The organism is Mycobacterium sp. pUA109, assembly GCF_041287095.1.
GTDB lineage: Bacteria > Actinomycetota > Actinomycetes > Mycobacteriales > Mycobacteriaceae > Mycobacterium.
Map to the genome: position 1 here is coordinate 26,998 of NZ_JBGGKS010000013.1, position 12,462 is coordinate 39,459.

Sequence of the window (12,462 nt, forward strand, 5' to 3'; positions counted from 1 at the left end):
CGTGAGTCTGGTGTCGACCATCCCGGTGGAAGGCCTGCGGCTGTCAATGCGATGACCAGCGAAGAATTGTTGGTTACTCGGTCGATGAAATGATGGTTAGCAGATAGATATTTTGTCGGCTAGAGCGTTGAGAATTTGTCGGTTAGTCAGTACCCTGGCGACGTGGAGCCAGCGGATCAAACGTGGATACCGCGCCGCGCCCTCGACGTCGTCGAGCAGTCGCTCGCCGCGTTCCGCGTAGTCGTCCTGCATGGTGCGCGGCAGACCGGCAAGACGACGCTTGCGCGTCATTTCGCAGAACGCCATAACGCGGCATACGTCACTCTGGACCGAACCGACATCGCCGATGCAATGGCCAGCGACCCGGTCACCTATCTGTCCACCAGTGGCACCCCCCTGGTGATCGACGAGGTTCAGCGAGTCGGTGAACCGTTGATCCTGGCGGTGAAGTCGGCGGTCGATGTGAACAACCGGCCGGGCCAATACCTGCTGACGGGATCCACGAACTTCCTCACGGTACCCATGATCGCCGAAACGCTGGCCGGCCGAACTGACATCGTTACCTTATGGCCGTTGTCTCAGGGTGAACTCACTGGCGGGGACGACGATTTCGTTGATCGCGCCTTCGCCGACGCTGAGTCACTGCTCACACACCAAGGGCCGACACCGGCACGATCGGCCTACTTCGACGCTCTCTGCCTGGGCGGGTATCCCGCAGCACAGGGACTTGGCGTGCGAGGACGCCGCCGATGGTTCGCTCGTTACGTCCAAACGGTGCTCCAACGCGAGATTGCGGTCGCCGCCGACATCCGCCGGGCCGACGCGCTCATGGAGATGGTGCGCTACTTCGCCGCGACGACGGCGCAGGAACTGGTGTTGAACACCGTGGCGCAGCGACTGGGTATCGATCGCTCCACCGTCAACACGTACGAGCCTTGGCTGGAGACGGTCTTCCTGGTTCACCGATTGCCGGCGTGGAGCAGAAATCTCACCGCAAAGGTCGTCAAGCGTCCGAAGCTCTACATCGCCGACACGGGGATAGCGGCCAACCTGCTGGCTAAAGACGCCAGCGCACTACAACGGGTCAACGACCCGGCCTCGGGAGCGTTGTTCGAAACATTCGTCGTCAATGAAATCGCCAAACAGTGCACTTGGTGCGAAACGCCAGTACGCATGTTCCACTTTCGCGACAGCGATGGCGCCGAAGTCGATTTGGTTCTAGAGGCCGACGACGGACGAATCCTTGCGATCGAGTTCAAAGCCAGCACCACACCGCGAAGCGATGACTTCCGGTGGTTGACGCTGTTACGAGATCGGCTCGACAAGGTCGGGGGCCAGTTCATCGCCGGATTTGTTCTCCACACCGGGACAGCCAGATTGCGGTTCGGCGATCGAATGATTGCGCTACCGGCGGCGGACGTCTGGACCTGAGGCCGCTCAGCTGACCCAGCGGCGGACGCCGAACGTGCACTCACGGCGAGAATTCCACGAAAATATCGCCACAGGCGCACATTCGGCGCATCGACGCTAGTCGATACCCGATTGCCCGACTCCTCCACGGCCCGCTACGCGGGCCGCCTCGCCGTCAGGCGACGTTTTCTTCTTCCTCGTCCTCCAGCATGTCGCCGAGCCGACCGCTGATGAGCTCCTCGGCCTCGGCCACCATGCGCGACACCAGCTCCCCGCAGGTGGGGATGTCGTTGATCAGCCCCATCGCGGTGCCCACCGTCCAGATGCCGGCCTCCACGTCGCCGTCGTCGAACACCCGCCGGCCGCGCACCCCGGCCACCAGCTCCTGCACGTCGGGGAATTGGCCGCCCTTGTTGAGGATGTCGACGACCTCGCGCGACACGGTGTTGGACGCCACCCGGGCGGTGTTGCGCAGCGGGCGGAAGATCAGCTCGGTGCCGCGCTCGTCGCCGGCGACGATGGCTTCCTTGACGTTCTGGTGGATGCAGGACTCCACGGTGCACATGAACCGCGAGCCCATGTTGACGCCGTCGGCGCCCAGCGCCAGCGCGGCCACCAGGCCGCGGGCGTCGGCGAACCCGCCGGAGGCGATCATCGGGATGTCGATCTTGGCCGCCGCGGCCGGGATCAGCACCAAACCGGGGATGTCGTCCTCGCCGGGGTGCCCGGCGCATTCGAACCCGTCGATGCTGATGCCGTCCACCCCGAGGCTTTGCGCCTTGACCGCGTGGCGCACCGAGGTGCACTTGTGCAGCACCTTGATCCCGTTGTCGTGAAACATCGGCAGGTGCGGGGCCGGGTTGGAGCCGGCGGTCTCCACGATCTTGATGCCGGCGTCGACGATCACCTGCCGGTACTCGTCATAGGGCGGCGGGTTGATCGTCGGCAGGATGGTCAGGTTGACCCCGAACGGCTTGTCGGTGAGCTCCCGGGTCTTGGCGATCTCGTTGGCCAGATCGGCCGGGGTCGGCTGGGTCAGCGCGGTCAAAAACCCCAGCGCACCCGCATTGGCCACCGCGGCAACCAATTCCGCGCGGCCCACCCACTGCATGCCGCCCTGCACAATCGGGTGCTCGACCCCGAACGCCTCGGTGAACTTCGTGGTGAGGCTCATCGCGGTGCCATCCGGATCGCGCCGTCGAGGCGAATCACCTCACCGTTGAGCATCGGGTTCTCCACGATGTGCACGGCCAGCGCGCCGTACTCGTCGGGGTCACCGAGCCGGGCCGGGTGCGGCACCTGCGCGCCCAGCGACTTTTGCGCCTCCTCGGGCAGCGACCCCAAAAGCGGGGTCTTGAACAGGCCGGGCGCGATGGTGACCACCCGGATCAGCTCGCGGGACAGATCCCGCGCGATCGGCAGCGTCATGCCGGTCACGCCGCCCTTGGACGCCGAGTAGGCGGCCTGGCCGATCTGGCCGTCGAACGCGGCCACCGAGGCGGTGTTGATGATGACCCCGCGCTCCTCGCCGACGGGCTCGGTCTTGGCGATCCGCTCCGCGGCCAACCGCAGCACGTTGAAGGTCCCGATCAGGTTGACCTGAACGACCTTGGTGAACTCCTCCAGCGGGAACGCGCCGTTTTTGCTCAGCGTCTTGATGGCGTTGCCGATGCCGGCGCAGTTGACGTTGATCCGCAGCGGCCCAAGCGATTCCGCCACATCCAGGGCGGCGGTGACCGACTCCGGGTCGGTGACGTTGGCCTGCGCGAAACGCGCCCGCTTTCCCAGCTCCTTGACGGTGTCCTCGCCCTTGAGGTCGATGACCACGACCTGCGCACCCGCATCCAGCAGCCGCTTGGTGGTGGCCAGACCCAGCCCCGAAGCACCGCCGGTGACCACCGCTACCGCGTCTTTGATCTGCACGTTCCCGCGTTTCCTTCCTGGCCGGCCCCAATGCCGACCTACCGGTTGGTTGGGACTATACCCAGTCGCCGAGAATGGTGTCGTTGTCGGCCCCCAGTACCGGGGGCGGGGTCGGGGTGTCCGGGGTGCTGCGGGAGAACCGCGGCGCCGGCCTCGGCTGCAAATAGCCGTCCACCTCGTAGAAGGTGTCGCGCTCGGCGATGTGCGGCTCGGTTTCGACCTCACCGAACGACAACACCGGCGTCACGCAGGCGTCGGAGTCGGCGAACACCTTGGTCCAGTGGTCGCGATCGTGCGCGGCGAACGCGTCGGTCAGCCGCGTCCGCAGCTCCGGCCACCGGCTGACGTCGTTCTGGTCGGGCAGCTCGGCCGGATCCAGGCCCAGCCTGGCCAGCAACTCGGCAAAGAATTGCGGCTCGATCGCGCCCACCGCGACGTAGCGGCCGTCGGCGCAGGTGTAGGTGTCGTAATACGGCGCGCCGGTGTCGAGCATGTTCACGCCCCGCTCGTCGCTCCACACGCCCTGCGCACGGAAGCTCCACATCATCGCCGACAGCATCGCCGACCCGTCGACCATGGCGGCGTCGATGACCTGCCCCTTGCCGGAGGTCTGCCGCTCCCACAACGCGGACAGGATGCCGACCAGCAAAAACAGTGAGCCGCCGCCGAAGTCGCCGGTCATGTTCAGCGGCGGAACCGGGCGCTCCCCCTTGCGGCCGATGGCGTGCAGCAAGCCGTTGAGCGAGATGTAGTTGATGTCGTGACCGGCCTGCAGGGCGCGCGGCCCGGTCTGCCCCCACCCGGTCATCCGGCCGTAGATCAGCTTCTCGTTGACCTTGGCGCAGTCTTCCGGGCCCAGCCCGAGGCGCTCGGTGACACCGGGCCGGAACCCCTCGATCAGCACATCGGCCTTGGCGACCAGCTTGAGCACCAGCTCGCGGCCCTCCGCCGACTTGAGGTCGGCGGTCACCGAGCGCCGGTTGCGCAGCATGGTGTCCTTGGACGCCCCGGGAAATTTCGGTGGCCGTTCCACCCGCACCACCTCGGCGCCCAGGTCACCGAGGATCTGTGCTGCGTGCGGGCCCGGACCGATCCCGGCCAACTCGATAACCCGCAACCCTGCCAGTGGTCCCGCCATGTCCGACCTCCTCGTGAGTATGTGATGTGCATCTTCGCAGCCACCGGTTCGTGACCCACAACCCGGCCGCTTTACAGTGAGGCCCATGACCGTCACTGATTCCGGAATCGAGACCCTGGCGCCCGTCGCGGGCCTGTCCGTCACCTTGACCGACGGCGTGCTGTCGGTGACCATCGACCGCCCCGACAGCCTCAACTCGGTGACCACGCCGGTGCTGGCCGGCATCGCCGACGCGATGGAGAACGCCGGACGCGACCCGCGGGTGAAGGTGGTGCGGCTGGGCGGCGCGGGCCGCGGCTTCAGCTCCGGCGCCGGGATCAGCGCCGAGGACGCCGCCGACGGGGTGCCCACCGAGATCATCGTGGAGGCCAACCGCGCGATCCGGGCGATCGCCGCGCTGCCCCGGCCGGTGGTGGCCGTCGTGCAGGGCCCGGCCGCCGGTGTCGGGGTGTCGCTGGCCTTGGCCTGCGATCTGGTATTGGCTTCGGACAAAGCGTTTTTCATGCTCGCGTTCACCAAGATCGGGTTGATGCCCGACGGCGGCGCCTCGGCGTTGGTGGCCGCGGCGATCGGCCGGATCCGGGCGATGCGGATGGCGCTGCTGGCCGAGCGGCTGCCGGCGGCCGACGCGTTGGCGTGGGGTCTGATCAGCGCGGTGTATCCGGCCGAGGAGTTCGACGCCGAGGTGGTCAAGGTGCTGGCGCGGTTGATGGCCGGCCCGGCGGTGGCGTTCGCCAAGACCAAACACGCCATCAACGCCGCCACCTTGACCGAGCTGGACGTCGCGCTGGACCGCGAGTACGTCGGGCAGTCCATCTTGTTGACCGCCAACGACTTTAAGGAAGGGGCCAAGGCGTTTCAGGAGCGTCGGGACCCGAACTTCACCGACGCCTAGACCGCTGTGCTCGCTGCCACGGCCAGGTCATCAGGGCCCACACGATGAGGATGAGGGTGGCCGCGGTCAGCAGGTATACCGGCCACGGCCCCAGGACGTCCAGCAGGGTTGCGGCGGCGGGCTTTTCGTTGAGGAAACCGTAGTTGGTTCCGGCGATGCTGTTGAACGCGAAGGTGGTTGCCGCCCACGCCAGCGTGACCAGAACCGTGGTCCGGTAGCTGCGCCACCCGGGCCGCATCCGCCGGCCCCAGGTGAGGTAGATGGCGGCCCAGACGACGAGCAGGTGTATCGCCCAGAAGCCCAGGTACTGGAAGTGCGGGAAATCCGGGCCCGCCAGAACCGGCGAAATCAGCGCCTGGGTGCTCAGCACCAGGCCCCAGTAGTAGGTCAGCGCAAAGGCCCAATGTCGCTGCGACCACAGGGCGTAGGCCGCCGCCACGGTGGCGAGATCGGTCAACCGCAGCGGCACCGACCGGCCGACGGCGGGTGGCAGCAACGAACAAACAAGAACCGCACCGTATATCACCGCTGTCAGCGCACCCAGGAGACGCGCGAAGCGGCGCGCCTGCCGTTCGGTCTGCCGGCGTCCGATCCAGACCAGCAGCGCCGCGCCGATCGCGAACACCGCGAGCACGGCCCAGTGCGACGGGCCGTACGCGGTGAACTCGCGTGCTGTCGATAGCGGTTTCATCGATCCCTCACGGCCATTATCGGCGGCACCGGAGCGCCGCGAGGGCGGCGGCCGCGAGGATCGCGAACGCCAGCGCCAGCACCCAGTCGCCCAGCCGCTGGTACAGCGTGGTCGGCGAGCCCAGCGGCACCGTCACCACGGTCACGCCACGGTAGGTCGACGCACACCAGGCCAGTTCGTGGCCGCGCGCATCGAAGGCCGCGCTGATGCCGGACAGCCCGGCGTGCACCGCCGGGCGACCCACCTCGACCGCGTGGACCGCAATCTGGGCGGCCAGCTGCGGTTGCGCCCAACTGCCCTGAAACGTCGAGGTGGAACTCTGGTAGGCCAGCAGCTGGGCGCCGAGCTGCACCTCGCGGCGGGGAAGGTCGGAAAACGTCGCTTCGACGCTGACCAAGGGTCCGACGGCTAACGAGCCGGCGTGCAGCACCGCCGGTCCGCTGCCGCGGCCCCGGTCCTGGGCTGCGGCCTTGGTGTGTCCGGTGATCCAGCCGAACAGCGGGCGCAGCGGCACATACTCGCCGAAGGGCACCAGCCGCGATTTCCGGTAGGCACTCAGCGATCCGTTCGGTCCGATCAGCACCGACGACTTGTAGATTTTCCCGGTCGGATCGGGTGCGTCGACGTTGACCAGCAGGTCCGCGCCGACCCGCCGGGACAGATCCGCCAGCGCCGCCGTGACGTCGGGATGGCCGGTGAGGTCGACGCCGATGCTGCTCTCCCCCCAGACGACCAGGTCGGGTCGCTGGCCGACCAAGGTCGCGGTGAGCGCTTCGGCGGCGGCCCGACGCGCCGTCGAGTTGGTGATGTCGCCGGGCTGCACCAGCGCCACCCGGATGGTGCTGCCACCCGTCGGTGCGGGCTGCAGCTCAAACCAGACCGGCCCCAGTCCGGCACAGACCACCGCGACGGCCACTGCGATGACCCGAGCGGGTACACCGCGGTGCAGGATCGCGGCAGCGAGCGCGGTATTCACCGCGACGATCAGAAAGCTGGTCAGCCAGACCCCGCCGAGTGCGGCCGAGGCCAGCGTGGTCGGTTGGTTCCACTGCGTCGCGCCGAGCAACGCCCAGGGGCCGCCCAGCATCGGCCGGGAGCGCACCGCCTCGGCCGCCACCCACGCGCTGGGTAACACGATCACCGCGGCACCGGTGCGCCAGGTGCTGAGCGGTGCCGACAGCAGCCGGTGCGCGGCGTACCCCCACGGCAGCCACAGCGCACCGAGTCCGGCGGCCAGCACCACCAGCAGCGGACCGGCGCTGGGCCACAGCCAGTACTGGGTGGTCAGGACGAATCCGCCAAGACCCCACCACGCCCGCATCCCGCCCTCGCGGGCCGTCGGCGCGACGCGCACCACCAGCAGCAGCGGTATCACACCGACCCAGGCCAGCCACCACCAAGACGGCACCGGAAACGCGATCGCCGGCAGCGCGCCGACCACCAACGCCGCCGCCCGCCCCGGCGCGCGCCGCCCGGCCCAGCGTGGGGTGCAGGTGCGCACACGTTCAGGATGGCCGCGAGGGTGCGCAGAATCGGTGTCCCGCGCGGCGTGTCGGCCGGGGACGCGCACGCTCGCGCGGGACGGGACCTACGTCCCGAACACCGGCGGCAGCGCCAGCACCATGATCAGCCCCCACACCAGGTGGGTCAGGATGGGCGCCAGTACTCCCCCGGTGGCCCGACGCTCGATGGCGCACACCGTGCCGAGGATCAGCGCGGCGAACCCCAACATCGGGTTGGCGCTGGCCAGGGTGACGGCGACGTAGAGCAGCGTGGACACCGCGACCGGGTGATAGCGCCCGATCGCGGTGTACAGCGCGCCGCGGAAGAACATCTCCTCGGCGACGGCATTGGCCACGGTGATCAACACCAGCAAACTCAACGTGCCGCGGTCGGCGAACACCAGCACCCGCTGCACCGGCTCCGACACGGCCGGAATCTGCCGAGCCACCATGCCGCCCACCACGAATACCGTGCCCAGCACCAACCCGATTCCGGTGCCGGTGAACACCGGCCGCTCGTTGCGACCGCGGAACCGGACGCAGCCCAGGTGCAGCGGCCCGGACACCAGCGCACCGACGAACCAGACCGCGGCCAGCGCCAACGTCAGCCAGTAGAACGCCGAGTCGCCGGGTCGCCGGGTCAGCGCATAACCCAGCACGATCGTCCCGATCACCAACACCACGGCGACCACCGCCCGGCGACGCAATACGGTCCTGGGCGCTTCGTGATGCGGCACAGCGACGTTGGTGATGATCTCGATGAACTCGTGAACCAGGCCAGGATGGGCCGGGGTGGACTGGGTCATGCTCGGTGTCCCGTCGGTCTCAGATCAATCGGGGCGACCGGGTGATTCCCAGCCGCGCAGCGTCGGCGATCAGCATCCGCACGCGTTCAAGGTAGCCGCCCAGGCGGACGGCGGTGGCCGAAATGCGCAGCCTTCTCCCGACGGTTCGGGCTACGCCGAGGTCGACACCAGCGCGGAAATGTGCGAGTAGACATCACGCCCGCGTCGATCTCGGCGCAGCACCAAGCGGGCACGGCGGTTCAGCTGGTCGAATCCCGATGCACGTCGATCAGTCGCCGGTACACCGCGGCGTTGTGCCGATTGTGGCGCACCTCGGCCTCGCTGAGCTCGCGTCGCACCCGGCCCGGCACCCCGGTCACCAGCGAACGCGGCGGGATCACCATGCCCTGCGGGATCAGCGCACTGGCCGCCACCAGCGAGCCGGACCCGACCACCGCCCCGTTCATGATGACGGCACCCATCCCGATCAGCGAGTCGTCCTCGACGGTGCAGCCGTGCAAGACCGCGTTGTGCCCGACGCTGACCCCCGAGCCGATCCGCGCCGGGAATTCCTTGTCGACGTGGATAGTCACCCCGTCTTGGATGTTGGTGCCGAAGCCGACCTCGATCGGTTCGGCCTCGGCGCGCAGCGTCGCCGCGTACCAGACGCTGGCCCGGGCGGCCAAGCTGACCCGTCCGATCACGTTGGCGTTGGGCGCCACCCAGGATTCGGTGTGCAGTTGGGGACGATGACCGCGAATGGCGACGATGAGCGGCTCGGGCATGGCCGCCATCGTAAAGGCCCGTTAATCGTCCGCTGCAGCGGTCGGCAGGAACAGGGTGAACGTGGTCGGGGTGCGGCTGCTCAGCCGCAGCCGCCCGCCTTCGGCTTCGGCGAGGTCACGCGCCAGCGCTAACCCGAGGCCGTGCCCCCTGGCGCTGCGGCGGTACAGCAGGTCGAATTGGTCCTGGTCGAGACCGGTTCCCTCATCGGCGACGTCGATCGCGGTGGCGGCGCTGGTGTCGCGGGCGTGCACGGTGACGGCGCCGACCCCGTGTTGGACGGCGTTATCGATCAGCACCGCGAGAATCTGGCGGACGGCCGCGGTGGAGGCCAGCGGCGGCGGCAGGCCGGCATCGGCGCTGACCCGCAGTTCCCGCCCAGCTTCGGCCAAGCGGCGCCCCCAGGTGTCGGCAAGCTCGTCCAGCAACGCCTGCAGCTCCACCCGCTCGGTGCTGCGAGTGGTGTTGCGGGCCAGCGCAATCAGATCCTCGATGGTGTCGCTGAGGCGTTCGGTGGTGGCGACGGCATCGATGATGGCTTGCCGGTGGTCGGCGTGCGGGGAGTCCAGCGCCGCCTCCAGCCCCAGGCGCAGCCCGGTCAGCGGGGTGCGGAGTTGGTGGGAGGCGTTGGCGGTGATGGCGCGTTCGCGCTCCACCAGGTCATCGAGGCGTTCGGCGGTCTGGTTCAGTGAAAAACCGGCGGCGTCGATCTCACGAATCCCGCTGGGCTGCGCGCGCACGCTGAAGTCGCCGTCGCCGAGGGTGCGGGCGGTGGCGGCCAGGTGTTCCAGCGGGCGGGCCAGCCGCCGGGCCTGCCAGCGGGCGAGCTGGAAGGTGACGGCGAGCACGACGGCTTCCAGCAGCAACATCAGCGCCCAGGTGCGCAGAATCCGCAGGTACAGGGCACTGGTGGAGGCGGCGGAGCGGACCACAAACACGATGCGCGGACCGTCGGTGATGGGGACGGCGGCAGTCATCTGACCGTTGGCGGCGGAGCGGTGCACCAACTTATCCCGCAGGGTTCGGTGCACCACGGAGTCGGCGGTCGACGGCCCCTCACCGGCGACGAGTCGACCGTCGGGGGTGTAGATCGCCACCCCGGTGCCCGGTTCCAGGTCGGGCACCTGGTCGACGAGCCGACCGTGGATCATGTCGGCGGCCAGGTCGATAGCGGTCTTGTTGGCGGCCCGCTCAACCTTGTTGCCGGCAGACACGCGGTAGTAGCGCGCCGCGGACAGCGCCAGCGGCACACCGAACAGGCTGGTCGCCAAGGTCGCCGCGAGCATCGCCAGGACGACGATGCGCCTACGCATCCGGCACTCCGGTCGGCTCGCGTCCGGGGGAATCCAGCCGGTAGCCGTAGCCGCGCAGTGTGGTGATCTGCGGCGCGGCAGCGGGATCCGCGCCGTGCGACGTGGCGGCAGCGGTTAGTTTTCTGCGCAGGATTCCGATGTGCACGTCCAGGGTTTTCGTTGAGCCGTACCAGTTTTCATCCCACACGTCGGCGATCAGCGCCTCCCGTGACAATGCCGTGTCGGCCTCGGCGGCCAGTCGGGCGAGCAGGTCGAATTCCCGGGGCCGCAACTCGATGACGTGGTTGCCGTAGCTGCCGGTGCGCGCGGCGGGGTCGACCACCAGATCACCGACGACATACGCCTCGGCCGGGGTGGTCGGAACCGGCCCGCGGCGCAGGTGAGCGCGGATGCGGGCCAGCAGTTCGGCATAGCGGAACGGTTTGGTGAGGTAGTCGTCGGCGCCGGCGTCCAGACCGACCACGACGTCGATTTCGGCGTCGCGGGCGGTGAGGATCACCAGCACACAGCCCGGCTGAGTGGAGCGCAGCTGCCGGCACACCTCGACTCCGTCCAGGTCGGGTAGTCCCAAGTCGAGCAGCACCAGGTCGAACTGCTGGACTGCCGCTTCCCGCAGCGCCGCCCGTCCGGAACGGCACCACCGCACCTCGTGGCCGTGGGTCTGCAGCCCATCGGACAGCAGCCGACCGATGGTTTCATCGTCTTCGACCACCAGCAGTTGCGCCATGAACGGCGATCCTAATCGTCCAAACCTGGCCAGGGCGAAGGTAAACAAGGCCTTTACCTTTCGGTAGCCACCCGATGACCAGCACCTTCGTAGCGTGTGCAGCGACGGGAGGTAAAGCGATGGATTTCGGGGCGTTGCCGCCGGAGGTCAACTCGGCCCGGATGTATTCCGGCGCCGGGTCGGGCCCGATGCTGGCCGCCGCGGCGGCCTGGGACGATCTGGCTGCCAACCTGCAGTCCGCGGCCACCAACTACTCGTCGGTGATCTCCGGGCTGACCGGGCAATGGACCGGTCAGGCGTCGGCGTCGATGGCGGCCGCGGCCAGCCCCTATGCGGTGTGGATGAGCACCACCGCCACGCAGGCCGAGCAGGCCGCCACCCAGGCCCGCGCCGCTGCGGGCGCCTACGAGGCGGCGTATGCGATGACGGTGCCACCGCCGGTGATCGCGGCCAACCGCAGCCAGCTGATGTCGTTGATCGCCACCAACATCCTCGGCCAAAACGCCCCGGCGATCGCGGCCACCGAAGCCCAGTACGGCGAGATGTGGGCCCAGGACGCCGCAGCGATGTATGGCTACGCGGGCAGTTCGGCGGCGGCCTCGACATTGACCCCGTTCTCCGCGCCGCAGCAGGTCGCCAACCCAACCGCCGCGCTGGCCCAGACCACCGGCACCTCCGCCGACGCCGGCACGCAAGCCGCGTTGTCGCAGCTGATTTCGACGACACCGCAGGCGTTGCAAAGCCTGGCCGCGCCGGTTACCGGGTCAGGGTCGACGACTGGCGGCTCGTCGTCGCTGGGGTCGCTGTCCTCGTTGAGTTCCATGATGATGCCGCTGCGGATGGCGACGATGCCGATGAGCATGCTGATGCGGTTGTTGATGGGCGGCACCAACGGGGCCAAGGCGATGAGCGCCGGCGTGGGTGCGGCCGCGTCGACCGTCGCGGCCGGCGCCAGCTCCGGGGCGCTGGGCTCGGCGGGCCTCGCGGGGCTGGGTCTGGGCGGCGCGTCGACGGTCTCGGCGGGGGTAGGCCAGGCGAGCACGATCGGCTGGATGTCGGTGCCGCAGACCTGGACCGCCGCCACGTCCGCGATGCAGCCGGCCGCCGCGGCGCTGCCGAGCATCGGCGGCCCCGCCGCGGCCCCGGCGGTCAGCGCCGCCGAATCGGCGGGCGTGCCGCCGATGATGCCCTTGGCGAATACGGCCGGACGTGGGGTGCCCGGCGCCACCCTGGACACTCGGTTCCTGTTGCGCCCCACCATGTTGCCGCGCTCACCGGTGGCCTGATACCTGCGA

Annotated in this window: 12 protein-coding genes; 3 read left to right on the forward strand and 9 right to left on the reverse strand. The window is 68.8% G+C overall.

Features of this window, described 5'->3' with window-relative positions; genetic code table 11:
- The first annotated feature begins 162 nt into the window (after positions 1-162).
- Positions 163-1,431 carry an ATP-binding protein gene (locus ACAG26_RS15900; protein WP_370483812.1) on the forward strand — a complete coding sequence of 423 codons (1,269 nt, stop codon included), beginning with the start codon at positions 163-165 and terminating at the stop codon, positions 1,429-1,431.
- Positions 1,432-1,585: 154 nt separating this feature from the next.
- Here the strand turns inward: ACAG26_RS15900 and ACAG26_RS15905 are convergent, their stop codons facing one another.
- Genes ACAG26_RS15905 through ACAG26_RS15915 form a run of 3 tightly spaced genes read right to left on the reverse strand, consistent with a single transcriptional unit; the run spans position 1,586 to position 4,471 of the window.
- A complete protein-coding gene (locus ACAG26_RS15905) occupies positions 1,586-2,584 on the reverse strand; it encodes an NAD(P)H-dependent flavin oxidoreductase (protein ID WP_370483814.1) in 999 nt (332 codons plus the stop codon).
- Positions 2,581-3,333: a 3-hydroxyacyl-CoA dehydrogenase gene (locus ACAG26_RS15910; protein ID WP_370483816.1), complete on the reverse strand. Its 753-nt coding sequence runs from the start codon at positions 3,331-3,333 to the stop codon at positions 2,581-2,583. The genes ACAG26_RS15905 and ACAG26_RS15910 overlap by 4 nt, the downstream gene beginning before the upstream one ends.
- Before the next feature lie 55 nt (positions 3,334-3,388).
- Positions 3,389-4,471 (reverse strand): CaiB/BaiF CoA transferase family protein, encoded by a 1,083-nt coding sequence (locus ACAG26_RS15915; protein ID WP_370483818.1) that lies wholly within the window; start codon positions 4,469-4,471, stop codon positions 3,389-3,391.
- 85 nt (positions 4,472-4,556) lie between these two features.
- On the opposite strand from ACAG26_RS15915, the gene ACAG26_RS15920 reads away from it, so the two are divergent.
- Complete coding sequence (locus ACAG26_RS15920) at positions 4,557-5,366, forward strand: enoyl-CoA hydratase (protein ID WP_370483820.1); 810 nt, start codon at positions 4,557-4,559, stop codon at positions 5,364-5,366.
- Here ACAG26_RS15920 and ACAG26_RS15925 read toward each other — a convergent pair.
- From ACAG26_RS15925 to ACAG26_RS15950, 6 genes are all read right to left on the reverse strand, one after another.
- Positions 5,353-6,057 carry a TIGR02206 family membrane protein gene (locus tag ACAG26_RS15925; protein WP_370483822.1) on the reverse strand — a complete coding sequence of 235 codons (705 nt, stop codon included), beginning with the start codon at positions 6,055-6,057 and terminating at the stop codon, positions 5,353-5,355. The genes ACAG26_RS15920 and ACAG26_RS15925 overlap by 14 nt on opposite strands.
- A 16-nt stretch (positions 6,058-6,073) precedes the next feature.
- The gene (lnt, locus tag ACAG26_RS15930) at positions 6,074-7,558 is read right to left on the reverse strand and encodes an apolipoprotein N-acyltransferase (RefSeq protein ID WP_370483823.1); all 1,485 of its coding nucleotides are present in this window, start codon (positions 7,556-7,558) and stop codon (positions 6,074-6,076) included.
- 87 nt (positions 7,559-7,645) lie between these two features.
- Positions 7,646-8,365 (reverse strand): lysostaphin resistance A-like protein, encoded by a 720-nt coding sequence (locus ACAG26_RS15935; protein ID WP_370483825.1) that lies wholly within the window; start codon positions 8,363-8,365, stop codon positions 7,646-7,648.
- A gap of 239 nt (positions 8,366-8,604) precedes the next feature.
- Positions 8,605-9,129: a gamma carbonic anhydrase family protein gene (locus ACAG26_RS15940; RefSeq protein ID WP_370483828.1), complete on the reverse strand. Its 525-nt coding sequence runs from the start codon at positions 9,127-9,129 to the stop codon at positions 8,605-8,607.
- 21 nt (positions 9,130-9,150) lie between these two features.
- Entirely contained in the window at positions 9,151-10,440 is a 1,290-nt protein-coding gene (locus ACAG26_RS15945) for a sensor histidine kinase (RefSeq protein WP_370483830.1), read from the reverse strand.
- Complete coding sequence (locus ACAG26_RS15950) at positions 10,433-11,167, reverse strand: response regulator transcription factor (protein WP_370483832.1); 735 nt, start codon at positions 11,165-11,167, stop codon at positions 10,433-10,435. Before ACAG26_RS15950 ends, ACAG26_RS15945 begins: the two co-directional genes overlap by 8 nt.
- Before the next feature lie 119 nt (positions 11,168-11,286).
- On the opposite strand from ACAG26_RS15950, the gene ACAG26_RS15955 reads away from it, so the two are divergent.
- Positions 11,287-12,453: a PPE family protein gene (locus tag ACAG26_RS15955; protein WP_370483834.1), complete on the forward strand. Its 1,167-nt coding sequence runs from the start codon at positions 11,287-11,289 to the stop codon at positions 12,451-12,453.
- Positions 12,454-12,462 lie beyond the last annotated feature (9 nt).